General features: G+C 72.3%; 22 protein-coding genes. 11 read left to right on the plus strand and 11 right to left on the minus strand.

The annotated features are described in order from the left end of the window. Positions 1 to 4: 4 nt before the first annotated feature. Together QSK37_RS28630 and QSK37_RS28635 are read right to left on the minus strand one after the other, a co-directional pair. Positions 5 to 1864, minus strand: a complete 1860-nt coding sequence (locus QSK37_RS28630; RefSeq protein WP_285627092.1) for a CHASE3 domain-containing protein — start codon at positions 1862 to 1864, stop codon at positions 5 to 7. Positions 1865 to 2082: 218 nt separating this feature from the next. Beyond that, positions 2083 to 2505 carry a DoxX family protein gene (locus QSK37_RS28635; protein WP_285627095.1) on the minus strand — a complete coding sequence of 141 codons (423 nt, stop codon included), beginning with the start codon at positions 2503 to 2505 and terminating at the stop codon, positions 2083 to 2085. Positions 2506 to 2718: 213 nt separating this feature from the next. Here QSK37_RS28635 and QSK37_RS28640 point away from each other — a divergent pair, with 213 nt between their 5' ends. Both QSK37_RS28640 and QSK37_RS28645 read left to right on the plus strand, forming a co-directional pair. Then, positions 2719 to 3054, plus strand: a complete 336-nt coding sequence (locus tag QSK37_RS28640; RefSeq protein ID WP_285583652.1) for a YciI family protein — start codon at positions 2719 to 2721, stop codon at positions 3052 to 3054. 192 nt (positions 3055 to 3246) lie between these two features. Then, positions 3247 to 4434 (plus strand): RNA polymerase sigma factor, encoded by a 1188-nt coding sequence (locus QSK37_RS28645; protein WP_285627579.1) that lies wholly within the window; start codon positions 3247 to 3249, stop codon positions 4432 to 4434. 11 nt (positions 4435 to 4445) lie between these two features. Here the strand turns inward: QSK37_RS28645 and QSK37_RS28650 are convergent, their stop codons facing one another. The 3 genes from QSK37_RS28650 to QSK37_RS28660 all read right to left on the minus strand — a co-directional run bounded on the left by QSK37_RS28650 (position 4446) and on the right by QSK37_RS28660 (position 7463). Continuing rightward, positions 4446 to 5870 (minus strand): sensor histidine kinase, encoded by a 1425-nt coding sequence (locus QSK37_RS28650; RefSeq protein WP_285627098.1) that lies wholly within the window; start codon positions 5868 to 5870, stop codon positions 4446 to 4448. A gap of 94 nt (positions 5871 to 5964) precedes the next feature. Beyond that, on the minus strand, positions 5965 to 6540 hold the full coding sequence (locus QSK37_RS28655; RefSeq protein WP_285583649.1) for a hypothetical protein: 576 nt from the start codon (positions 6538 to 6540) through the stop codon (positions 5965 to 5967). Positions 6541 to 6713: 173 nt separating this feature from the next. Beyond that, the gene (locus QSK37_RS28660; protein ID WP_285627101.1) at positions 6714 to 7463 is read right to left on the minus strand and encodes a methyltransferase domain-containing protein; all 750 of its coding nucleotides are present in this window, start codon (positions 7461 to 7463) and stop codon (positions 6714 to 6716) included. On the opposite strand from QSK37_RS28660, the gene QSK37_RS28665 reads away from it, so the two are divergent. After that, a complete protein-coding gene (locus QSK37_RS28665) occupies positions 7462 to 7947 on the plus strand; it encodes a MerR family transcriptional regulator (RefSeq protein ID WP_285627104.1) in 486 nt (161 codons plus the stop codon). The two genes, QSK37_RS28660 and QSK37_RS28665, sit on opposite strands and share 2 nt — an antisense overlap. A 56-nt stretch (positions 7948 to 8003) precedes the next feature. Here the strand turns inward: QSK37_RS28665 and QSK37_RS28670 are convergent, their stop codons facing one another. The 4 genes from QSK37_RS28670 to QSK37_RS28685 form a co-directional block, all read right to left on the minus strand. Next, the gene (locus QSK37_RS28670) at positions 8004 to 8258 is read right to left on the minus strand and encodes a S1 RNA-binding domain-containing protein (protein WP_285627107.1); all 255 of its coding nucleotides are present in this window, start codon (positions 8256 to 8258) and stop codon (positions 8004 to 8006) included. 477 nt (positions 8259 to 8735) lie between these two features. Continuing rightward, a complete protein-coding gene (locus QSK37_RS28675; RefSeq protein WP_285627109.1) occupies positions 8736 to 9017 on the minus strand; it encodes a DUF6355 family natural product biosynthesis protein in 282 nt (93 codons plus the stop codon). Between the two features lie 644 nt (positions 9018 to 9661). Next, positions 9662 to 10498, minus strand: coding sequence for an SDR family NAD(P)-dependent oxidoreductase (locus tag QSK37_RS28680; RefSeq protein WP_285627111.1), 837 nt, complete (start codon positions 10496 to 10498; stop codon positions 9662 to 9664). After that, positions 10495 to 11082, minus strand: coding sequence for a TetR/AcrR family transcriptional regulator (locus tag QSK37_RS28685; RefSeq protein WP_285627114.1), 588 nt, complete (start codon positions 11080 to 11082; stop codon positions 10495 to 10497). The genes QSK37_RS28680 and QSK37_RS28685 overlap by 4 nt, the downstream gene beginning before the upstream one ends. Before the next feature lie 57 nt (positions 11083 to 11139). Between QSK37_RS28685 and QSK37_RS28690 the strand changes: the two genes are divergently transcribed. Further along, positions 11140 to 11859 (plus strand): SDR family oxidoreductase, encoded by a 720-nt coding sequence (locus tag QSK37_RS28690; RefSeq protein WP_285627117.1) that lies wholly within the window; start codon positions 11140 to 11142, stop codon positions 11857 to 11859. Positions 11860 to 11869: 10 nt separating this feature from the next. On the opposite strand, the gene QSK37_RS28695 is transcribed toward QSK37_RS28690, so the two are convergent. Then, entirely contained in the window at positions 11870 to 12436 is a 567-nt protein-coding gene (locus QSK37_RS28695) for a maleylpyruvate isomerase family mycothiol-dependent enzyme (RefSeq protein WP_285627121.1), read from the minus strand. An 82-nt stretch (positions 12437 to 12518) separates the two neighbouring features. Here QSK37_RS28695 and QSK37_RS28700 point away from each other — a divergent pair, with 82 nt between their 5' ends. After that, on the plus strand, positions 12519 to 13121 hold the full coding sequence (locus tag QSK37_RS28700; protein WP_285627124.1) for a TetR/AcrR family transcriptional regulator: 603 nt from the start codon (positions 12519 to 12521) through the stop codon (positions 13119 to 13121). Between the two features lie 143 nt (positions 13122 to 13264). Here the strand turns inward: QSK37_RS28700 and QSK37_RS28705 are convergent, their stop codons facing one another. Further along, entirely contained in the window at positions 13265 to 13777 is a 513-nt protein-coding gene (locus QSK37_RS28705; protein WP_285627127.1) for a PadR family transcriptional regulator, read from the minus strand. A 91-nt stretch (positions 13778 to 13868) separates the two neighbouring features. Between QSK37_RS28705 and QSK37_RS28710 the strand changes: the two genes are divergently transcribed. The 6 genes from QSK37_RS28710 to QSK37_RS28735 all read left to right on the plus strand — a co-directional run bounded on the left by QSK37_RS28710 (position 13869) and on the right by QSK37_RS28735 (position 23835). Next, positions 13869 to 14414: a hypothetical protein gene (locus tag QSK37_RS28710; protein WP_285627130.1), complete on the plus strand. Its 546-nt coding sequence runs from the start codon at positions 13869 to 13871 to the stop codon at positions 14412 to 14414. A 34-nt stretch (positions 14415 to 14448) separates the two neighbouring features. Further along, positions 14449 to 15789 carry a carotenoid oxygenase family protein gene (locus QSK37_RS28715; protein ID WP_285627133.1) on the plus strand — a complete coding sequence of 447 codons (1341 nt, stop codon included), beginning with the start codon at positions 14449 to 14451 and terminating at the stop codon, positions 15787 to 15789. A gap of 98 nt (positions 15790 to 15887) precedes the next feature. After that, positions 15888 to 16373, plus strand: coding sequence for a hypothetical protein (locus tag QSK37_RS28720; protein WP_285627136.1), 486 nt, complete (start codon positions 15888 to 15890; stop codon positions 16371 to 16373). A gap of 430 nt (positions 16374 to 16803) precedes the next feature. Beyond that, on the plus strand, positions 16804 to 20160 hold the full coding sequence (locus QSK37_RS28725) for a DUF4132 domain-containing protein (protein WP_285627139.1): 3357 nt from the start codon (positions 16804 to 16806) through the stop codon (positions 20158 to 20160). A 16-nt stretch (positions 20161 to 20176) separates the two neighbouring features. Further along, positions 20177 to 21268 (plus strand): ATP-binding protein, encoded by a 1092-nt coding sequence (locus QSK37_RS28730; protein ID WP_285627141.1) that lies wholly within the window; start codon positions 20177 to 20179, stop codon positions 21266 to 21268. Continuing rightward, positions 21268 to 23835 (plus strand): DUF5682 family protein, encoded by a 2568-nt coding sequence (locus tag QSK37_RS28735; RefSeq protein ID WP_285627144.1) that lies wholly within the window; start codon positions 21268 to 21270, stop codon positions 23833 to 23835. The genes QSK37_RS28730 and QSK37_RS28735 overlap by 1 nt, the downstream gene beginning before the upstream one ends. The last annotated feature ends 98 nt before the right edge of the window (positions 23836 to 23933 follow it).

Raw genomic sequence — 23933 nt, forward strand, 5'->3', positions numbered from 1 at the left:
CGGCTCAGGACGGCATCGGGATGCCGACGTCGAGGGACGTGCCGCCGCCGGCCGGGCTGATCACCTCGATCGTTCCGCCGAGCGACTCGATGCGGTCCTTCAGCCCGGCCAGACCGGAACCGCGGGCGGGATCGGCCCCGCCGATGCCGTTGTCGTCGACCCGTAGCCTCAGCGTCCCGTGCTCCAGCGTCAGCGCGATGTGGGCGACGGCCGCGTGGGAGTACTTCGCCACGTTCGTGAGCGCCTCGGACACCGTGTAGTAGATCGCGACCTGGATGTGGTGGGGCAGCGGCCGGTCGACGCGCATGTCGAGCCGGGCCGGCACCTCCGACCGCTCGCTCAGCGCCTCGAGGGCCCGCCGCAGGCCGCTGCGCGACAGGGCCGTCGGATGCAGACCGTGCGAGATCTCCCTCAGGTCGTCCAGCACGCTGTCCACGCCCTGGACCGTCCTGGCCAGCTGGGCTCTCAGCTGTTCGTGTTCCGGCGCGATGAGGGCCTGGGTGTGCCGCAGCTCCTCCCCGAGGGCGGTCAGGCGTCGTTGCGGCCCGGTGTTCAGGCTGCGCTCGATGCGGCGACGGGCCTCGTCAGTGGCGGCGACGATCCGCGCCGAGGAGGCCAGGAGCTCGTTGCGGTTCTCGGCATTGGCGATCGCGGTGGCGAGGAGCTCGACGAACCTCATGAGGCGATCCTCGGTGTGCTCCGGCGGCGGCCGGTCGCTGCGCGAGAACACCGCGATCATGCCCCACAGGTGCCCGCCGACCGTGATCGGGCAGCCCACGACGTACCGGATCCCGTGGAGGCGCGACCAGACGCCGATCGTGCTCGTGGCCGTGTCGGTGTTCATCCGCGCCGGCCTGCCCGTCCGGACGATCCGCGCGGCGACGCTCTCCTCCTCGACCGGCCAGCGGCCGTTCACCGGCGGCAGGATGTTCGCCGCGCCGGAGGCGGTCCAGTAGCCGACGGACGTGGCGATGAGCGCGGGATCGAAGCGGTTGATCACCGCGTACTGCATGTCCTGGACGCGGCCCAGCTCGCTGGCGACCGCGGTGAAGATCTCCGCCGGTGACACGCCACGGGCGATGAGCGTCGCGATCCGGCGGAGCGCGCCCTGTTCCGCCACGACCCTGCGGAGCTGCCGCCGGTCCGCCTCCAGCGATCCCGCCATCACGTTGAACGTGCGTTCGAGCACGCCGACGTCGTTGTGCGACACCTCGGGGATCCGTACCGACAGGTCGCCGCCGGCCAGGTCGCCGGCGATGGCCGCGGTACGCCGCACCGGGCGCAGGATGGCGCGTGTCAGGTACCCGGAGAACAGCAGGAGGAGCAGGAGCGCACCGCACGCTCCGGCCGCCGCGATGGCCGTGGCCCGGGCCGCGTCGGTGCTGGACCGGTCCTCGTGCGTCTGGACCAGCGTCCGCTGCGCGGTCATGAATCGGTCCAACTCGTCGCGCAGGGGCTGGAGGCGCTGCTCGCTCTCGGCAATCGTGGCGAGTGCCCGTGCCGACGCGGGCTGCTGCCGGATCGCCGCCAGCAGCGGAATCGAGTAGTCCCGCACGTACGCCTCGGCGTCGCTCACGATCCGGCGGGCCTGCCCGGCCTGAGCCGGATCGCTCCGCGCGGTGAGCCGCTCCAGCCGCCGGCCCTCCTCGACGGCCTGGCCCTGGGCGTCGGTGACCGGCGCCAGCAGGCGCCGGTCACCGGTGATGATGAACCCGCGTACGTCGGTCTCCAGGTCGGTCACCAGCCGCTCCAGCCGGTTCGCCGAGGACAGGACGGTCTTGGACCGGTTCGCGAGGGCGGCGGAGTCGCGCAGGTCCATGATCACCGAGAACAGCAGGGCGTACGCCCCGATCGCGAGCAGCATGACGACCGCGCTCGCGACGACGATACGGCGAGTGAGTCCTGGCCGCGGACCTGACGCCGGCCGGACGCGGCACAGCGCCCGTGCGCCCACTGGTCATCCCCCCGAACAGCCTGTGACGGCGCGTCCCTGCCTGTCACTCTACGGCGGAGAACAGCCGGTTGACGACCGCCGTGGCCTCCCCCTCAACACGCTGACCAGGCGTTTCTCTGGCACCACCCTCAGCGCCGGAGGCGGCTCACGAGAGTCTGGAAGCCCTCCCGCCGGTACCACGCGATGATCGCGAACAGCACGCCGTACGACGCCGGCAGCAGCGCCCACGCCGGTGCGAGCACGAGCAGCTGGGTGAGCACCGCGCCGATCATGAGGCCGATGAGGCCGATCGCGGCGGGGGTGGCGAGCCGGGGGACGAGCAGGCCGATCGCGCCGGCGGCCTCGCAGGTGCCGGTGAGGTAGCGGAGCCACTGGCCCCAGCCGATCTGCCGGAAGGTCTCCACCGCGTCCCGCTGGCCGGCGAACTTGGGTGCGGCGGAGGCGATCAGCAGGAACGCCGCCAGCAGGATCTGGATCGTCCACAGTGTGATGTTCACGGCCGTACGGCGGTCCGTCGTCGTGGCGGGCGTCGCGAGGGTCTGGGTGCTCATGTCGGTTCCTCTCGTCGGACGGCCGGAGATCGTGTCTCGACCCGGCCTCGTGCTGACGCGTCGAACGAGGGACGGCCGGATCGACACCTCGCCTAAGTTTTTTCCGGGAAGTTTTTTCGAGCGAGGTGTCGATCCGGCCGCGGCCCGTTCGACGCGTAGGGGACGGACCGGGATCGGACCCGGCCCGAGACCGCTTCGACAAGGAGACAGGCGATGCGATTCCTGCTGATGACCAAGGGCGACGAGTCCTCCACCGGCAACCCTCCGGACGAGAAGCTGATGAGGGAGATGGGGCAGTTCATCGAGGAGATGACCAAGGCGGGCGTGCTGCTCGCGACCGGTGGGCTGGACCCGAACGGCATCCACATCAAGAGCTCCGGCGGCGACGTCACGGTCACCGACGGGCCGTTCGCCGAGGCCAAGGAGGCCGTCGTCGGGTTCGCCCTGATCGACGTCAGGTCGCGAGAGGAGGCGATCGAGCTCTCCAAGCGGTTCTGGTCGATCGTCGGCGACGGCGAGGGGGAGATCCGTCAGGTCTTCGGCCCCTGAACCGGCCGCCGGCGCCGCACTCGCCACCGGCCCGCCCCGGGACCCCGTGGTCCCGGGGCGGGCCGGCCCGCTTGCGCCCCGGCCGGCGGAAATGCTCTGATCGGTCGCGTGACCGCTTCGGATGTCCATGATGTCCATCGCGCGATCGACGCGGTGTGGAGGCTCGAGTCGGCGCGGATCATCGCCGGCCTGATGCGGATCGTGCGCGACGTCGGCGTCGCCGAAGAGCTCGCGCAGGACGCGCTCGTCGTCGCCCTGGAGAAGTGGCCGGAGTCCGGTGTTCCCACCAACCCGGGCGCCTGGCTCATGGCCACCGCCAAGCACCGGGCGGTCGATCGGGTCCGTCGTGACATCCGCCTCGAGAGCAAGCAGGAGCAACTCGGTCACGAACTGCGGACCGAGCAGGCCTCCGCCGAGGACGAGGTCGATGCCGCGCTCGACGACGAGGTCGGCGACGACCTGCTGCGCCTGATGTTCATCTCCTGCCATCCGGTGCTGTCCACCGAGGCGCGCGTCGCGCTCACGCTCCGCCTGCTCGGCGGCCTGACGACCGACGAGATCGCCCGGGCGTTCCTCGTGCCGGAGCCGACCGTCGCCCAGCGGATCGTCCGCGCGAAACGGACTTTGGCCAGGAAACAGATCCCCTTCGAGGTCCCGCCGGCCGATGAGCGCGCCGCCCGGCTGTCGTCGGTGCTGGAGGTGCTGTACCTGATCTTCAACGAGGGGTACTCGGCCACCGCCGGAGACGACTGGATGCGCCCGGCGCTGTGCCAGGAGGCGCTGCGCCTGGGCCGGATCCTGGCCGAGCTGGCGCCGGACGAACCCGAGGTGCACGGCCTCGTCGCCCTCATGGAGATCCAGTCGTCCCGCGCGGCGGCCCGTACCGGCCCCGACGGCGAGCCCGTCCCGCTCCTGGAGCAGAACCGCGGCCGCTGGGACCAGCTCCTGATCCGGCGGGGCTTCGCCGCGCTGCTCCGCGCCGAGAAGGCCGGCGCACCGCTCGGCCCGTACGTCGTGCAGGGCGCGATCGCCGCCTGCCACGCCCAGGCCCGGAGCGCGGAGGAGACCGACTGGGAGCGGATCGCGACGCTGTACGGGGCGCTCGCTCAGCTGACCCCCTCACCCGTCGTCGAGCTGAACCGCGCGGTCGCCCTCGGCATGGCGTTCGGCCCGGCCCGTGGGCTGGAGCACGCCGACCGGCTCGTCGGGGAGCCGGCGCTCGCCAAGTATCACCTGCTGCCGAGCGTGCGCGCCGACCTGCTGGCCCGGCTCGGCCGCTCCGCCGAGGCGCGTTCGGAGTACGAGCGCGCGGCCTCGCTCACGCGGAACGCGCGGGAGCGCACCCTCCTCCTCGAACGCGCGGCCGCCTGCGCCCCGTAGGAGTGCGGCCCTCACCGCATCGGAAGGCAGACGGACAGCGTGGTGCCGCCGGCGGGCGGGCTCTTGATCTCCACCCGGCCCCCGAGGGCCTCGACGCGGTCCCGCAGGCCGATCAGCCCGGACCCGCGGCCGGGGTTCGCGCCGCCGATGCCGTCGTCGCTCACCGTCAGGTGCGCCTCCCGGTCGGTCGCGGTCAGCGTGATCCGCACGTACGAGGCGTGGGCGTGTTTGGCGGCGTTCGTCAGCGCCTCGGACACGACGTAGTAGATGGCCACCTCGATGCGTTCGGGCAGCTTCCGGTCGATCCGCAGGTCCGTCTCCACCGGGAGGGGCGAACGCCGGGCCAGCGCGGTGATGGCGGGGACGACGCCGCTCTTCGTCAGGATCGCCGGGTGAATGCCACGAGAGAGCTCCCGCAGCTCCTGCACGACGTCGGTCGTCTGGGTCACCAGCCCCGCCAGCCGGTGCCGGAGAGTCGTCTGGTCAGGCGGCACGTCGTCCTCGGCCAGACGCAGTTCGAGCCCGAGCGCCACCAGCCGCTGCTGTGTTCCGTCGTGCAGGTCGCGCTCGATGCGGCGGCGCGCGGCGTCTCCGGCCGCCGCGATGCGGGCCCGTGAGGCGATCAGCTCGTCGCGGTTCCGCTCGAGGGAGCGGGCCATGGTGTTCATCGAGTGTTCGAGGTGACCGATCTCCGCCTTCCCCGTCTCGCGCAGCCGTACGGCGAGATCGCCCCGCGCGACCGCGACGGCCATCCGCGAGACGCGCCGCACCGGCCGTACGACCTGGCGCGTCAGGTGGCCGCTGAAACCGGTGATCAGCAGGACCGACCCGACCGTGCCGCAGACGGCGACGAGGACGGCTCGCCGGGCGGCGTCGTCGGAACGCGCGCTCCGGTCCGCCGCGCGTTTCTGCTCGAACTGCACGAAGTCGTCGAAATCCGCCCGGAGGGCGTCGACGCGTCGTTTCTCCTCCGCGATCCTGGCGGGCGTCACCACGGCGGCCGGGTCCCGCCGCGCGTCGCGGATGAGCGGCTCGGAGTACTGCGTGAGGTACGCGCGCCCGTCCCGGGTGATCCTGTTGGCGCGTTCCTGCTGTGAGGGGTATCGGCCGGAGAGTTCGCGCAGCTGGGCGGCCTGAGGCTCGAAGCGGGCCCGCGCGGCCTTCCAGGGAGCCAGGAACGCCTCGTCGCGGGTGAGGAGGTAGCCGCGCTCCCCGGTCTCCAGGTCGACGACCACCCGTTCGAGGTCGTACGCGGCGGCGAGCGTGCGTTCGGAGTGACGGGCCAGCGCGGCGGTGTCCCGCATGCTGATGACCGCCACGATGAGATAGGTGAACACACCGCCGATGAGCAGCGACAACAGCGCGCTCGCCATCGCCAGACGGGCGGTGAGGCCCCACCGCCCGCCGAACCGCTGCCGCCGGGCTCCTGTCCTCATCTCTCCCCCGGCCGGTGAGGTGGCCGGCCCCACGAATGAACGTGGATATCGTCACTTTACGTGCACGGTGACGCGGCGCCGAGCGCGGGGAGGGTCAGGTGGTCTGGGCGATCGTCTGGGGCACGAAAAGGCGCATGGTGCGGACGAGCAGAGCCCCGAACGCGACCTGGAACGCCACCTGTCCCTGGAGGAGGAAACCGTGCTTGGGCAGCACGTACACCGCGCAGAAGACACCGCTGACGAATTGCGCCAGCAACAGCCCGGCTGTCCAGCCGTCACCGCCGCTCCAGCCGAGCAGCCGCAGGCCGAGCACCAGTTGCAGCACGAACAGGAAGGTGCCGGCCAGAGTGTGCACCCAGTCGAACACCAGGTTGGCGCTGTACGGGGTCAGCACGACGAGCACCGAGAAGACGGCGAGCCAGTTCGCCATGCGGCGCACGTAGACCGGTGCGGGCGCGAACGGCGCCGCCGAGCGCAGCGCCGTCCAGATGAAGTACCCGGGCCCGAGGATCGCGATCGCGTACGGCACCACGGTCTGCCGGAAGATGCCGTAGTAGCTGATCCCGTCGTTGGCGCCGAGTCCGTCCGGCTTGAGCGCCACGCACATCAGCAGGCCGACATAGAGGACGGCCTGGCCCAGTATGAGGTTACCGACCACCTTGCGTGTCATGATCCCCGATCTCCCCGGAACTGCGCGCGGCGGGCTCCCGCCGACTCGGGTGGACCGCTGCAAACTGATCGCAGCACTGAGGTTATCCCCGGCGGACGAGTGCGACGCGACCGGCTGGCCGGTTTCGGCCCAGGTCAGCGCGGTGCGAGCCGTCGCCTGACGTGTCCGGGCGGTCACCGGGTGGCGGAGGCCACGAACATCGGGACCGCGACGAAGAGCCGGTCGGTCCGCGAGCGGTCGGTCTGCTCGGCCGCCCACGCCGCGGCCTGTTCCTCCGTGACCGCGCCGGCCGCGCGGGCGGCGCCGGCGAGCCCGGTCAGCAGGGGCAGCGCTCCCGCACCGGTGAGGACGGCGGTGCGCACCTCGACGGTGACGTCGGTGAATCCGGCGTCGAGCAGCAACGCCCGGTAACGGCGGGCGACGCGGGGACTCGGGATCGTTTCGGCCCGCGCGTGGACGATCGCCCGGGTGAGCGTGCCGTCCGCGGCGTCGACCACGAGCGTGTCCCAGTCCTGGCCGACGAGCGCGATCCGCCCGCCGGGGGCCAGCACCCGCCGGGCCTCGCGCACCGCGCGGACCGGGTCGCCGAGCTCGTGGTAGACCTTGTCCGCCCGGTAGCCGTCCATCGTGCCGGCCTCGAACGGCAGGGTGTACGCGCCGGCCATCCGGAAGGCGGAGCCGGGCCAGCGCCGCCGCGCGATGCGGAGCATCGGCTCGGCGACGTCCACGCCGACCGCGTCGGCGCCGCTCTCGGTCATCTCCGCGACCGCCCGTCCCGCGCCACAGCCCACGTCCACCACACGTGCCCCCGTACGCAGGCCGAGCAGCCGGTACGAACGGTCGCGCAGCTCCGCCGCGCCGGGGAACGCGTCGGCCGCGTCCAGGCGCGTGACCAGCGCCTCGATCTCGTGTTGTGTCGACATGCGCGACATGCTGCGACTTAATGTCGGCATGAAGTCAACCGACGGCATGGGCATCGGCGCGGTCGCCGCGCGCTTCGGCCTGGCGACGCATGTGCTGCGTCACTGGGAGTCGGTGGGTCTGCTCAGCCCCGAGCGGGTGGGCGACCGGCGCCGGTACGGACCCGATGACCTGTACCGGGTGGCGGTCATCCTGCGCGCGAAGGAGGCCGGACTCGCGCTGGAGGACATCCGGCGGTTCATCGCGGCCCGGGATCCGGCGGCTCGGCGGGCGACGCTGGAGCGGCACCACTCCGACCTCACCCGCCGCATCGCGCGGGCGCGGGCGTCGCTCGAAATGGTCGAGTCGGCGCTGGCCTGCACTCACGAGGATCTGACCGAGTGCCCGCATTTCCGGTCCGTCGTGACGCGCCGCGCCGAGGAAAAGGCGGCGTGCGGGCAGGGCGATATGAACGACGTCGTATGGCGCCGTTCTCTCGAATACTGAAAAGGACAGCACCGTATGGCGGTCGCCATTCAGGCGACCGCCATACGTGCCATTAATCAGGCGGGCAGAAGACTCATCCGGCGACGGTCGATGTCGACGACGTTGACGCGTACCCGGATGTCGGCGCCGACCTCCGGACGTGTCGTCCACTCGACGCTCGGCAGCAGCCCGTGGATGCCGTCCGCCACCTCGACGAACGCGCCGAACGGCACGACGCTCGCCACGCGTCCGTCCAGCGCGCCGCCCTCCGCGTGCCGGGCGAGGAAGTCCTGCCAGGCGGACAGCGGGGCGGGTGTGTGCGGCTGACTCATGTGATCACCTCCCTTCTCCGCGCGACTCCGTTGGTCGAAGCGCGGAGAACCGGCGGGCCGCGGGCCCGCCGACCGGCGATCACGGCATGGCCGGCGAGCTTTCTCGGTCGTGGCCCAAGGCCGATCCGGCAATCACGTGAATTACGTTAGCAGGAGATTCTGCCGTCTGCCAGTTTTGTTTTTCATAAATGCGTTAGTCGGTGATGTCCTTCGCGCCGGTGAGCTCCAGGCTGTGCCGCCACAGCCGTCGCGGCTGGTGCTCCGCTCCCGTCCCTCCGGCAGGCCCGAGCCGATGCCCGCGTTGCCGACCAGCACGTCGAGTCGTCCGGTCGCCTCGCGGACCTCCCCGGCCGGCCGCCGTACCCGGGCCGGCTCGGCGTGGTGTGTGCGCGTCCGCTGTCGGCGCGCTGCCGGACCGGGGTGCCCTCGGTCGTGGTGCCCGCGCCCGTCCGGCTGCGGGCACCACCCCTGTCGGTCTCAGCAGGTCTTGTAGGTATATGCGCCCGAGACGTCGTATGCCTCACCGAGGTAACTCATTATGTAGGACGGGATGCAGGCATAGGTGAGCTGTCCGTTTTTGTGCACGACCCTAAGGCCTGCGTCGAATTGGGAGCAGTTGTAGTAGTAGCTTCGCCCGTCCTCGATGAAGAAACCGCACGGGTACGGGCTCGCGGTTCCCGCCTCCGCGGGAACCGCGGTCACCGTCGCCAGCGCGCTACCGGCGGCGACCAGGACGGCCGCCAACATTGCCTTTTTCATCGCGGATGCTCCTTGTATCGGGGAGAATGCCCAAGCGTGCGACGAGACGCTAGCAGGAAAATCAATGGGCCGGGTGCGCTTGGCCGCCATAGCGCATCCACGATGTCCTGGCCTGCTGGGTTTACGATTGGCGCATAATGCACCGGCGGCGGCGGATCGCGTACCTGTGGCTCGGCGTGCCGGCGCGCTGCCGTTGCGTGGCCGGCCGCCGGACTGGGGGTGGCCAGCGCCGACGTGATCGGCGACCGTCGACCGCTCGCCGCCACCAGCCCGTTCTCCCCACCGAATGAGGGTGGCGCCGCCGACGCTTCGAACACCTCCTCCGGCAAGGGCCTGAGTAACGGCTGTTCGACCGCGCAATGCTCTCCGGCCGTGCGGTGTCGTCTTCCATCCGCCCTTTTCATGAGCGCCTTCGATGTCCGGCCGGCAATAGAACGGATCGAAGAACGCCTCCTGGCCGCTGGAGGCGAACATGCGGTGGACGGTCTCACCCGCGTATGACATTCCTAACGCGAGCATCATCGCTTTTAGCTGCTTACCGGCCGGCCGGTCGACGACCATTCGACGGTATGCCGCTGTAACGCGACCTTCTCCGACTGTGACGCCACGGCACCCTCGCACCGCACTCCGTTTCCGGAAAGGCGCTAGTCGGTGATGCCTTTCGCGCCGGTGAGTTCCAGGCTGCGCCGCCAAAGCCGGGCGCGGGCGGCGGGGTCGTACGCCTGGGCGTCGGCCCGTGCCTCCCGGGTGCGGTCGAAGAAACGGCCGGTGGTCGTGGCCAGGCTCTCGTCGCTGACGAGCCGGTCCGTCGCCGCCACGCCCGTCTCCAGGCTGTCGGCGCTGTGGCCGATCTCCTCGAGCACCATCTTGGTCGGCATGTACGTCGCCGGGTGCAGGCTGTTGACCGTGACCTCCTCGGCCGGGAGGCGGTCGGCCAGCTCGAAACCGGACATGATCTGCGCGAGCTTGCTCTGTCCGTACGCCCGGCCGCCGCTGTAGCCGCGTTCGATCATCAGGTCGTCGAAGTCGATCGGGTGCTGGCCGAGGGAGGCGACGTTCACGATCCGGGCCGGCGCCGAACGCCGCAGCAGGGGGAGGAGCTCCAGGGTGAGCAGGAAGCCGGCGAGGTAGTTGACGGCGAAGCGCAACTCGTACCCGTCGCGGCTGGTGCTCCGCTCCCGTCCCTCCGGCAGGCCCGAGCCGATGCCCGCGTTGCCGACCAGCACGTCGAGTCGTCCGGTCGCCTCGCGGACCTCCCCGGCCAGCCGCCGTACCTGGTCGAGCTCGGCGAGGTCGGCGCGCAGCGTGAGCGGGCGGCGTACGCCGTGGGTGTCGCGGATCTCGTCGGCCACGGTGTCGAGCCGGCTCTGGTCACGGCCGTGGAGCAGCACGGTGGCGCCGCGCGAGGCCAGGCGGCCGGCGAGCGCCCGGCCGAGCCCGTCCGTGGCGCCGGTGATGAGGATGGTCCGCTCGTCGGTCAACGTTGTCTCCTGGCGGTGAGTACGGTGATCAGCTCGTCGATGAGTGCTTGGTCGACGGGCCGGTGGGCGGCGAGGATCCGGTACCAGAGCATGCCGAACACCAGGTCGACCACGGTGTCGGGCGTCAGGTCGGGCGGCAGCTCACCACGGGCCTCGGCGCGCTCGACGATCACGCCGAGGGCGGCGCGCCGTTGCCGCAGGAACGTCTCGCGGAACCGCTCGCCGAACTCCGCGTTGATCTGCGCCTCGGCCATCAGTGCCCGCAGCAGCTGGACCACCTGCGGCCGGCTGCCGAGCGTGAACGTCGCGGCCAGGAAGGCCCGCAGGTCGGCCTCGTACGCGCCCTCGTCCGGGATCGGGATGTGCACGTCCGCCTTGGTGGCGAGCGCGTCGAGCAGCACGTCGGCCTTTGACGGCCACCAGCGGTAGATCGTCTGCTTGCCCGCGCCGGACCGGGCGGCGATCCCCTCGATGGTCAGGTTCGCGTAGCCGACCTCGGCGGTGAGCTCCGCCGCCGCCGCGAGGATCGCGCGGCGGCTCTCCTCGCTCCGTTTACGGCCGGGCCGGCCGGGTTGGGTGCTCATGAATCCATGCTAGCGTTATTTCGAGACGAGACGTTACGGTTCGAAATAGGAGATGTGATGAGCGATCACACCGCACTCGTCGTCGGCGGGACCTCGGGCATCGGGCTGGCGACCGCCCGCCGCCTGCGGGAACGCGGGGCCACCGTCCACGTGGCCGGGCGCGGGGCCGAGCGGCTCGCCGGCCTCGCGGCCACCGACCCGGAGATCGTCGGCCACCGCGCCGACGGCGGCGACCGCGACGCGATCGCGGCCGTCGTGGAGGAGATCGGCACGATCGACTGGCTCGTCGTCGCGCTCAGCGGTGGCGAGGGGGCGGGGCCCCTCGCGGACCTGGACCTCGGCGTGCTCCGCCGGGCCTTCGACGCGAAGTTCTGGGGTCAGCTGACGACGATCCAGGCCGCGCTGCCGCACCTGGCGCCCACCGGTTCGATCACGCTGGTCAGCGCGATCACGGCCCGTACGGGCATGCCGGGCACCGCCGGGCTCGCGGCGGTCAACGGCGCCGTCGAGGCGCTCGTCCGGCCGCTCGCCGCCGAGCTCGCCCCCATCCGGGTCAACGGCGTGTCGCCGGGCATCGTCGACACACCGTGGTGGAGCGGCCTGCCGGACGGCGCGCGGCGCGACTACTTCGCCAACGCCGCCAGGGTGCTCCCGACGCGGCGGATCGCGACCGCGGACGACGTCGCGGAGGTCGTGGTCCTGGCCGCCGTGAACCCCAACATGACCGGCACGGTGATCGAGGCCGACGGCGGCGCCCGTCTGGTCACCCTGGCCTGAGCCGTCGAGCTCACCGATCGGGCGGGGACCAGCGGGGGTTCCGGCCGAGGAGCGCGACGACGGCGTCCATCGCCGAGCCGCCCGGATCCTCGGCGACGGGCCGGCGGTAGACGCCGCCGGGCCCGTTCAGGGGACTGCCCGGGGCGGTGTTGGCGCGTGCGAGCGGCAGGGCGGCGTCGGTCAGCCGTTCCGGTACGACGAGTGCGGTCCGCAGGGCGGTGGCCAGGTCCCAGCGGTGGACGAGCATGTCGACGAAGTGGATGCCGAGCACGCGGTCGGTCGGTGTCGGGCCCCTCCCGGGAAGGTCCAGGGTCGGGCCGGTCCTCTCGGCGGCGGCGAGCCAGCGCGCGGTGATGCGGGCGAAGTCCTCGCGCGGGTCGTCGCTCTCCGCGTCGAGGGGCGGCAGCACGGTCCGGTTCACGGCCTCGTGTCGTTCGTTCATGTGGCGGATCAGGTCCGTGACCGTCCAGCCCTCGCACGGCGTCGGGTTCGCCAGTGCCGAATCGGGGATGAGCGCCACGTCGTGGCCGAGCAGAGCGAGTGCGGTCGCGTCGAGGCGCAGCAGGCTTACGTCCACGGATCCACTTCCAGGGGTGTCGAAGATAGCGAACGGTCGTACGTTATCTGATTAGCGTACGCCCGTTCGCTATAGTCGGGGCATGTCTCCTCGGAGTTCGATGGCCGAAGCGGAACGGACCCGTACGCGGATCGTGCGGGCCGCGGTCGACGAGGCGTCCCGCCTGGGCCTGGAGGGGCTGACGGTCGGGTCCCTCGCGCGGCGGCTCGGCATGAGCAAGGCCGGGCTCGTCGGCCCCTTCGGTTCCCGAGAGCAGCTACTCGAAGCCGCCCTCGAACACTCCGGCAAGATCTTCTGGTCGGCCGTCATCGAGCCGCTGGCCGACCTGCCGCCGGGCCGGAGCCGCCTGGAGCGGCTGATCGCGGCGTGGGTGGACTACCTGGCCGACTGCCCGTTCCCCGGCGGATGCTTCGTCACCGCCGCGTCATCCGAACTCGACGGACGCCCGGGCCCGCTGCGCGACCGCCTGCGAAGCACGGTCACCTCGTCCCGCGAACGCCTGGCCGCGGAGGTCGCCGCCGCCCAGGCCGAGCTGCCCGGCCCACACCGGCCGCCGGAGGAGGTCGTGACGACGCTGATCGGCCTTTCGATGGCCGCCAACCAGGAGATCCAGCTGCTGGAGGACCCGTCGGCCCCGACCCGCGCCCGAGAGGCCATGCGCCACGCGGCCGGCCTCGACCGCTGATCTAAAACCACTCCGCCCCCTGCGCTTCGGGTTGTCCACAGCCCAGGGAAGCGCCTTGCCCCCACCGACCACGGTGCTTGACGATGGAACTGGGATGGGCCCCTCCACCCGATCCCAGAACGGCTTCGACTCCGGCGTGTTCGTTACTTGACCTGGTCGGCGGCCCATTCGGCCCACTCGCGGCGCATGGTGTTGAAGCGCAGGCCGTACTCCAGGGCGATCCGGCCGTACAGCGACAGGTCGCTCTCGTCCCATTCGACGGCGTTCTCCAGTTCCCGCAGGGCGTTCTCCTCCGTGGCGAAGCGCGTGGCCAGGTCCGCGAGGTAGGACTGGGCCTGTTCCCGGCTGACCACGCCCAGGAAGAACACCCGAAGCAGCACCTCGCTGCGCACGTTGCGCTGTGGCTCGGTCTCGGTCAGCCAGCGGCGCAGCTCGGCGAGGCCGTCGTCGGTCAGCGCGTACTGCTTGCGGCCCCGCGGGCCCTCGGCCGCGATGGTGATCAGGCCCGTGTCGGCGAGTTTGTTGAGCTCCGCGTAGATCTGGCTCTGCGTCGCCGGCCAGACGTTGGCCAGTGAGGTGTCGAACAGTTTCAGCAGGTCGTAGCCGCTCGCCGTGCGGTCGACGAGAAGTCCGAGCAGGGCGTGTCGAAGGCTCATGCGGCCACTCTACATTCCAACATTGACATGTCGCGACTAGACCTTCTACTGTCGACATGTCAAAACAGGAACGTCCGCCGAGGAGCCCGCGATGACGTACGTCCGCACCTTCCTTCCCTGGATCGTCTACGCCGTGGTCCCCTCCGGCAGCTGGCGGTGGGGAGCGCTCGCCGCCCTCGTCGTCGCGCTCATCCTGATCGCCGCGCAGGTACGGGCCGGCCGGGGCGCCGATGCGATGATCATCGAGATCGGTTCCACGGTCTTCTTCGCCGTGCTCGCGGCCATCGCCTTCGCGGACCCGCACTCGGGCCTGCATCCTTACTCCGCCGCGCTCGCCAACGGGACGCTCGCGGTGATCGCGCTGGTCTCCCTCGCCGTACGGCGGCCGTTCACGCTCGGCATCGCCAAGCAGACGACGCCGCGTGAGTACTGGGAACTGCCCGCCTTCGTCCGGGTCAACACGATCATCACGTCGGTGTGGACCGCCTCGTTCGTCGTGGCCGCCGTCGTGCTGGCCGCCGTCGCCCACGGCAACGTCGCCGCGACCGTCGCCGTCCAGATCGCCGCCCTCGTCGTCCCGATCGTCTTCACTCAGCGCTACGTCTCCCACGTCCGGGCCAGGGCGCGGCGCGCCTGACCGCCACAGCACCGAAGCAAGCAAGGAGAAGCCGATGCCCGCAGCGCACCTCGCCGGCAACTACGCCCCCGTCGCCGAAGAGCTCACCGCGTACGACCTGCCCGTCACCGGCCGAGTGCCGGACGCACTGAACGGCTGGTACCTCCGCAACGGGCCCAACCCGCACGACGCCGCCTCCGGCCACTGGTTCTTCGGCGACGGCATGATCCACGGCGTACGCCTCGGCGGGGGCCGCGCCACCTCGTACCGCAACCGCTGGGTCCGCACCAAGACCTTCACCGACGGCGCGCCGCTGCGTGACCGGGAGGGCCGCCTCGACCTGGCGGCCGGCGTCGCCAACACCCACGTCGTCCGGCACGCGGGCCGTACGCTCGCCCTGGTCGAGTCGTCCTTCCCGCACGAGCTGCACCTGTCCGGGACCGCGCCGCTGCCGCCGGGGATTTGCGACCTCGACACGGTCGGCCCGTACGACTTCGGCGGACGACTGACGACCGCGATGACCGCGCACCCGAAGACGTGCCCGGCGACCGGCGAGATGCACTTCTTCGGCTACGGCATCGAGGCGCCGTACCTCACCTATCACCGTGCGGACGCCGCCGGTGACCTGGTCGTCAGCCGGCCCGTCGACGTGCCCGGTCCGACGATGCTGCACGACTTCAACCTCACCGCCGGCCACGTCGTCTTCATGGACCTGCCCGTGGTGTTCGACCTGGAGCTGGCGCTCGCCGGCACCATGCCGTACCGCTGGGACGACGGGTACGGCGCCCGCCTGGGCGTCCTGCGCCGCGACGACCCGTACGGGACGGTGCGCTGGTTCGACCTCGACCCCTGCTACGTCTTCCACCCGCTCAACGCGCACGACGACGGTGACCGCATCGTCATCCACGTGATGCGCTACGCCGAGCTGTGGCGCGGCGGTCCGCGATCGGGCGGTGTGCCGGAGCGGGCCACGCTGTGGCGGTGGACCCTCGACCTGACCGCCGGCACGGTGCGCGAGGAGCAGATCGACGACCGTGCGGCGGAGTTCCCGCGCGTCGACGACCGTCTCGTCGGGCTGGACTCCCAATTCGGGCACGTCACGGTCGGCGAGGGTCCGGAGGGCGGCGCGCTGCTCCGGTACGACCTGCGGACCGGGGCGGTCGCCGCGCACCAGTTCGCGCCGGGGCGCTTCCCGGCCGAGGCGTCCTTCGCCCCCGCCGACGACGTGCCGGGCGGTGCGGGCTGGCTGCTGACCTACGTGTACGACGCCGCGACCGACCGTAGCGACCTGGTCATCCTGGACGCCGACGACCTGGCCGCGCCGCCCGTGGCGAGCGTCCACCTGCCCGCCCGCGTCCCGTACGGCTTCCACGGCAACTGGCTCGCCGACACCTGAAGACCGCCGTATGCCGGTATTCGGCGGGTTCGGGGCCGTACGGTGGCGTGTGTTCCTCGTACGGCCCCTGACAGCCGCCGCGGCTGATGGAGGTGGACATGGCGCAGCACATCTGCTCGCTGAAGTTCGACGCCGAACGGGACGGCGGACCGCTGCCCGTCGCGGCCGGCGATGACTACCACCTGGTGCCCTTCCCGTACGGGTCGGCGGAGAACTACGACCCCGACAACATGCACGCCGAGACACGCGGCGGGACCCGTCACCCGTTCCCCTCCGACAAGGCCAGCGCGCTGATCTGGCCGGCCCACGAAGCGTGGGGGCGGCTGTACGCGATGATCCAGTGGGAGACCGCCTCGGGCGGCGCGGCCACCGAACTGCGCGACCAGTTCGCGCGCGATCCGCTGGGAAAGATCGACACCACCTGTACCGAGCACCGCAGGGCCTCGCCCGGCATGCAGTGCTTCGCCAAGTCGTGGGCCATCTTCGTCTCTCCCGACGTGCCGCTGGGCCTGCGCGTCGCCCACAACGCCTCCCGTTCGCTGGACGTCGTGCTGGCGGAGTTCAAGCTCGAGTACCAGGCCTGACCGGAGACTGTCGCACCCCCTCGTTACGGTGACCCGCGAACCGCTCGAACGGACGGCTGTGGAGGCACGCGTGCGGCACGCCGAGGTGGCCGAGGAGAGGCGCCCTCTCCCGGACGAGGAGACCTTTGAGATCCCTGGTTCTCCCGCGAGGCCGGGCCCGGCCGCTTCGTCGTCCGCGGCATCGCGGCGGGTGACCTCGACGACGTCCCCGGCCGGTGGCTCGCCGCGGTCCGGATCGGCACCGTCCCGGACGGCCACCGGCTCTCGGGGGAGCCCGCGCTGCGGTTCGGCGACCTCGACCCGGTGACGGCGCCGGAGGTGCTCGCGGAGCTCACCGAGCCGGCGGGCTGACACGTGACGCCCACGCGCCCGCGCGAGACCCGTATGACCTAGATGATCCCCCTACGCCCAGCTATTCGTGAGAACAGGTATGAACGCCACTGACTTCGCGGTTTCGGACGAGGACACCTTCGAGATGCCGGCCTCCTGGCGGCGCGTCGTACGCCGCCGGCGCGGCGGCCCGCACCGGACCCCGGTCACCGTCGACGACGGGGCCGTCGCCACGGTGGCCGGGTGGACCGAGCGCGCGGCCGAGCGTACGGAGCAGGCGCTGGCCGACCCGGAGAGCGACCAGGCCCTCGCCGAAGAGCTGCGCGCCCACCTCTCCGGCCGGGTCACCCCGCGCGCCGCCGCCCTGCTCGCGCACGTCATCGCCGCGCCCGCCGACGACGACCGCACCGCCGTCGGTGACCGCGGGGCCTTCGCCGACGCCTGGGCGTCGGCGCACGGCCTGGCCTTCGCCGCCGCCGCGACGGCCGAGATCGCCGATACGGACGTCCAGGTCTGGTGGCAGGACGTCAACCGGCGGCGGCGCTGGTGGCGGCTCCGCACCGGGCCCACCGAGCAGCGCTCGTTCTGGAGGTGGTCCTGGCAGGCGACGGCCGACCGGATGCGCGACCTGCTGGCCGACGCGTCCGAGGAGGACTACCGCGCGGCGGTCGAGGCGCTCGCCGGCTGCCGGCGGACCGGGGCGCAGCGGGTGCTGGTGTCCTACCTGGCGCCGACCGAGACGGACTGGATGGACGAGTGCTGTGCCGAGGCCGCCGGCCACCTCGACTCGCTGCGGACGATGCTGTTCTGCTCCGTCGGGTCGGCCGAACAGCTCACCGCCCTCCTCGCGAGGGCCCACTTCGGGTACGGGGAGTGGTCGCGCGGCGTGATCGCCACCCTGATCGAGGCGGCCGGCGTCGACGCGGTGGTCGCGATGATGGCCGGCGCGTTCGACGCCACGTACGCCGATGACCGCAAGGTGGGCGCGGAGGTGCTGAGCCGGTTGCCCACCGACGAGGCCTTCGGGGTGCTGCTCGACCACCGAGGCGAAAAGCATGTGACGCCCGCACTGTTCGACGCGATGAAGCGCTATCCGGTACGCGCGGTGCGGCTGCTGGCCGTCGCCGCCGACGGCTCCTCGAAGGATGCCGCCGCGGCCCGGGACCTGCTCGCCGGGCACATTCACGGCCATCCCGAGGCGGCCGCCGCCGCGCTGCCCGCTCTGCCGGCCGGAGCGCGGGCGATGGTCGAGCGGATCGCCGCCGAGACGGGCGACCGGGCCGAGCGGGTCGCGTCGGCGCCGGCGGAGGCGTTGCCGCCGCTCCTGGTCGCGCCGCCGTGGACGCGCCGCCGCAAGCCGGCCAAGCCGACAGTGATCCCGGGCCTGACGCCGCCGGACGGTTCCTCGATCGTCTGGCCGGACGGCCTCCGCGACGAATGGCTGCGCTCGGCCACGCCTTACGCCCGCCACCTGGAGGAGAGCGACTGGCCGGACATGATCCGCCGGTACGAGGCCCGCGCGTTGAACTCCATCGAGGAGGAGGCCCTGTTCACCCTGGGGCCGGTCGACGCCCTCCGCCCGTACGTCGCCGACTGGCCGGCTCTGCGCCGGTACGGCGCGGAGTACTGGATGCGCCCGATCATCGCCCGGTTCGAGCTCGACGCGCTGCGGCTCACGCTCGGTCTCGTCCTCGAGGACACTCCGAGCGTGGTCGGCGGTCTGCTGCTGCCGTTCCTCGACGTCCGGGTGGCCCGGCTGGTCGCCGACTGGCTGGCCCGGCTGAAGTCCGCGCGGAAGGTCGCGACCGGCTGGCTCGGCGCGCACGGCCTGAACGCCGTTCCGCTGCTGGTCCCCGACGCCGTCGGCCCGGCGGGCCGGGCCCGCACCGGCGCGGAGGCCGCGCTGCGGCACCTCGCGTCGACCCACGACGCGAACGCCGTGGTCACGGCGGCGAAGGTCCACGGCGACGAGGCGGCGGCGGCCGTCGAGGTGATGCTCGCCGCCGACCCGCTCGACGCCGTACCGTCCCGGCTGCCCAAGATCGGCGACTGGCTGGACCAGGAACGGCTGCCGCAGGTCCTGCTGCGCGACCGCGAGCGGGCGCTGCCGCCCGAGGCCGCCGGGCACGTCGTCACCATGCTCACGATCTCCAAGCCGGGTGAGCCGTACGCCGGGCTCGAGATCGTCCGGGAGGCGTGCGACCGGGCGTCCCTGGCCGAATTCGGCTGGGCGGTGTTCCGGCAGTGGCAGCTCGCGGGGATGCCGGCCAAGGACGGCTGGGCGCTGACCGGCCTGGGTCGCCTGGGCGATGACGAGACCGTACGCCGGCTCACCCCGGTCATCCGGGCCTGGCCGGGCGAGGGCGGTCACACGAGGGCCGTCGCCGGGCTGGAGGTGCTGGCCGAGATCGGCACCGAGATAGCTCTCGTGCACCTGAACGGCATCGCCCAGCGGGTGAAGTTCAAGGGGCTCAAAGAACGGGCCCAGGAGAAGATCGAGGAGGTCGCCGAGGGTCTGGGGCTGACCCCGGAGCGGCTCGCCGACCGGCTCGTACCCGACTTCGGCCTGGACGAGAACGGCAGCATGACCCTCGACTACGGGCCGCGGCGGTTCGTGGTCGGCTTCGACGAGCAGCTCAAGCCGTACGTCCTCGACGAGAACGGCAAGCGGCGCAAGGACCTGCCGGCGCCGGGGGCGCGCGACGACGACAAGGCGGTCGACGAGCGCAAGCGGTTCGCCGCGCTGAAGAAGGACGTGCGGACCATCGCCGGGGACCTGATCCGGCGGCTGGAGACCGCCATGGTCACGCAGCGCGGCTGGACTCCGGCGGAGTTCGCGGACCTGTTCGTCGGGCATCCGCTGACCTGGCACGTCGCCCGCCGCCTGGTCTGGGTCGGCGCCGGCGGCGCCGAGTTCCGCATCGCCGAGGACCGTACGCTCGCCGACGTCGAAGAGAACACCGTGTCCGTGCCGGACGGCCCGATTCGCATCGCCCACCCGTTCGACCTGCCCGGCACGCTGGCGGCGTGGTCGGAGGTGTTCGCCGACTACGAGATCCTGCAGCCGTTCCCGCAGCTCGGCCGGCCGACGTACACCCTGACCGAGGAGGAACGGGCGGGCTCGCGGCTGACCCGGTTCGAGGGCGCCACGGTGCCCAGCCGCGCGGTGATCGGCCTCGAACGCCGCGGCTGGCTCCGCGAATTCCCGCAGGACGCCGGCATCCAGGGCTCGATCTCCCGCCCGGCGGGAGACGGCCGCTTCATCACGATCGGCCTGGATCCCGGCATCGTGGTGGGCTACCCGGATGAGTTCCCCGAGACCCGGATCGACTCGATCTGGATCACTGACCGGCCGGACGGCTACGCGCGCCACGACGGAGACCCACTGCGGCTGGACGACCTCGACCCGGTGACGGCGTCGGAGGTCATCGCCGAACTCACCGAGCTGACGGCCTGACCCCCGGAGCACCCGAATGACGACCGAAGAGACCTTCCAGCGCCCGCCCGCGGAGATCCGTTACGCCGACGAGCTGGCCCGGCTGGGCGAGGACGATCGCGGCGGCCGGCCGCCGGGCTGGGCGCTCAGCCTGGAGACGGCACGCGCCTTCATCGTCGGCGACGAGCGGCGCGGGATCCGCCGCAAGTTCGTCGGCGACCCCTCGCTGATCGACCGCGCGCTGGTGAGCCTGGCCACGAGCCGCGGCCTGCTCCTGGTCGGCGAGCCCGGCACCGCCAAGTCGCTGCTGTCCGAGCTCATCGCCGCCGCGGTGAGCGGCACCTCCACCCTCACCATCCAGGGCGGCGCTGCCACCACCGAAGACCAGATCAAGTACTCCTGGAACTACGCGCTCCTCGTCTCCGAAGGGCCCTCGCCGCGGTCGCTCGTCCCGGCGCCGCTGCTCAAGGGCATGGCCGAGGGCAAGATCGTCCGATTCGAGGAGATCACCCGCTGCCCGCTGGAGGTTCAGGACTCGCTGTTGTCACCGCTGTCCGAACGCGTGCTGGCGATCCCGGAGCTGAACGGCACCGACGGCATGGTCTTCGCCCGCCAGGGCTTCAACGTCATCGCCACCGCCAACACCCGCGACCGAGGCGTGAACGACATGAGCGCGGCCCTGAAACGCCGCTTCAACTTCGAGACCGTGTTCCCGATCGCGGACTTCGCCACCGAGCTCGACCTGGTCGAGGCCGAGGCGCGGGCGCTGCTGGAGGCCTCCGGCGTCACCGTGCCGCCGCGCCGCGACGTGCTGGAGGTGCTGGTCGCCACGTTCCGCGAGCTGCGCGCCGGCACCAACGCGGACGGCGGTCCGGCCGACCGGCTCTCGACCGTGATGAGCACCGCCGAGACGGTGTCGGTGGCGCACGCGGTCGGGCTGCGCGGCTGGTTCCTGCGCGGCGAACCGGGCACCGCCGCCGACATCGTCGCGTGCCTCGCCGGCACGGCGGCCAAGGACAACGCCGACGACCTGGCACGACTGCGCCGCTACCTCGAACAACAGGTGCCCCGGCGGCGCGGCGACCAGTGGCGGGCCCTGCACGACGCCCGGCACCTGCTGCCCGGCTGATGGCCGTCACCTTCATCGGGGTCCGGCACCACAGCCCGGCCTGCGCCCGGCTGGTCCGCCGAACCATCGAGACGCTGCGGCCCGCGTACGTCCTGGTCGAGGGGCCGGCCGACGTCAACGACCGGCTCGACGAGCTGCTGCTCGGGCACCAACTCCCGATCGCGATCTTCAGCCACTATCGCGACGACGAGCGCGCCCACCTGTCGTGGGCGCCGTTCTGCGCGTACTCGCCCGAATGGGTGGCGCTCACGGTGGGCCGCGCCCACGGCGCGAAGCTGCGGTTCATCGACCTGCCCGCCTGGCATCCGGCGCTGGCCGGCCGCCGCAACCGCTACGCCGACGCCGAGCAGCGCTACGCCGACGCGGCCGACCGGCTGTGCCGGGCGTTCGCGGTGGACAACGTCGACGCCCTGTGGGATCGCCTGGTCGAGGTCGAACCCGACGACGGCCTGGAGGAGCGGCTCGCGACCTATTTCGACCTGGTCCGCGGCGAGACGGAGACGGGCGAGGACGACACCGCGCGCGAGGCGTACATGGCGGCCTGGGTGCGCGCGGCCGCCGCCGACGCGGGTGACCGCCCGGTCGTCGTCGTGACCGGCGGCTTCCACCGCCCCGCCCTGCGGCGACTGGTGGCCGAGCCGGGAAGCGTCGTGCCGGAGATCACCAACGTGAGGGCCGTTCCGGTGGAGGTGACGAGTGGCCTGCACCGGCCTGCCCCGCGAACAGGGACGGAGGAGCCGGCCGGCCCGCTGGAGGTGACCGACCGTTCGCAGGCGCCTGGTGCGTCGCCGGTCGCCGACGCGGGGGATGGTCCGGTGGAGGTGGGCGGAGGTCTTCATCCGGGCGGTGACGGGCCGGAGGCCGCCCGTGCCGACGTGGGGGCTGATCCGGCGGGGGCGGCCGCCCGCTTGCCGCGGTCCGCTGCGTCGCCGCTGGTAGCGGCGTCGAGCGGCTGGCCGGAGATTCCCCGCCCGGCGGCCGGGGCGGTGGGCGGGAGTTACCTGGTGCCCTACTCGTTCCGGCGGCTCGACGCCTTCTCCGGTTACCAGTCCGGCATGCCGTCGCCCGAGTACTACCAGCGGCTCTGGGAGCAGGGAGCGGACGCCGCCGCGGACGGCCTGGTCGAGGCGGTCGCGACGAGGCTGCGGGGGCGCGGCGTGGCCGTCTCGACCGCCGACCTCATCGCCGCCCGCACCCTGTCCGCGGGGCTCGCGCGGCTGCGCGGCCACCCGCACCCGGCCCGGACGGACATCCTCGACGGGCTGGTCAGCGCGCTCGTCTCCGACGACCTCGACCAGCCGCTGCCGTGGACCCGCCGCGGCGCGCTCGAGCCCGGCGCCCATCCGGTCGTGGCCGAGATGGTGGCCGCGCTGAGCGGCGACCGGACCGGGCGCCTGCACCCGGACACGCCCGCACCGCCGCTCGTCCACGACGTCGACGCCGAGCTGGCGCGCCTCGGCCTCGACCGTACGGGCACGGTCGAGCTGGACCTCAGCGATGCCGGCGATCTCGTCCGCGCCCGTGCGCTGCACCGCCTGCGGGTGCTGCGGGTCCCCGGATACAGGCGAGTGTCCGGGCCGGTCTCCGGCGCGGACCCGGTGCTGGACGAGCGCTGGGAGCTCACCGACGACGAGGAGCGCACGGCCGCGCTGATCGAGGCCGGGGCGTACGGCGGCACGCTGCGCGACGCCGCCACCGCCGTGCTCGCCGAGGGCGTCGCCGCCGCGGGCACGAAGCCGGACGGTCTCGCCGCGGTGCTCTTCGACGCCGCCCTGTGCGGCGTCACCGACCTGTCCGAGCAGATCACCGAGCTCATCGCCGCGAACATCGCCGGCGCGCGCGAGCTGGGTCCGCTCGGCGACGCCCTCGCCACGGTGCTCGCCCTCTGGCGGCACGACCGCGTCCTCGGCACCGCCGGCAGCCCGATGTACGCCGCGGTGATCGACGGCGCGGTGACGCGGGTGCTGTGGCTCGCCGAGGGGGTGCACGGCGGTCCCGCGCCGGCCGACCCGGCCCGGCTGCGCGCCGTCACCGCCACGAGGGACGCCCTCCTGCACGCGCACGAGGTGCTCTCGACCGGCCGGGAGGCCGCCCTGGACGTCATGGCCCGCATCGGCGCCGACCGTGAGGCGCCGCCCGACCTGCGCGGCGCGGCCTTCGGGTTCGGCTGGTCGCTCGGCGCCTCCGCCGATCCCGTACGCGCGCTGCGCGGCGCCGCCGGCGCGGACACGCTCGGCGACTGGCTCGCGGGCCTGTTCGCGCTGGCCCGCGACGAGGTCCTCGCCGACGGGGGGTCGGCCGGGGGCGGCGTGCTCGCGGTGCTGGACGACCTCGTCACCACGATGCCGGACTTTCTGGCGGGACTGCCCGCGCTCCGCCAGGCGTTCGCCTACTTCCCGCCGCGCGAGCGCGAGCTGATCGCCCGACGGCTGCTGGAACGCCGCCGGCTCACCGGATCGGCGCGGGCCCTCCTCCGTACGACGGCCGACCCACTACTGATCGCGGAGGCGAGAGCGCTGGAGGAGCGGACGAGCCGCCTGCTCGCCGGAGAGGGGCTGCTCCCATGACCGAGCGGAGCGAGGGAATCGACGACACGCCCCGGTGGTCGCTCCTCCCGGCGGGGGAGGCCTCGTGACCGAGCGGAGCGAGGGAATCGACGACACGC

Source organism: Actinoallomurus iriomotensis, assembly GCF_030269445.1.
GTDB lineage: Bacteria > Actinomycetota > Actinomycetes > Streptosporangiales > Streptosporangiaceae > Actinoallomurus > Actinoallomurus iriomotensis.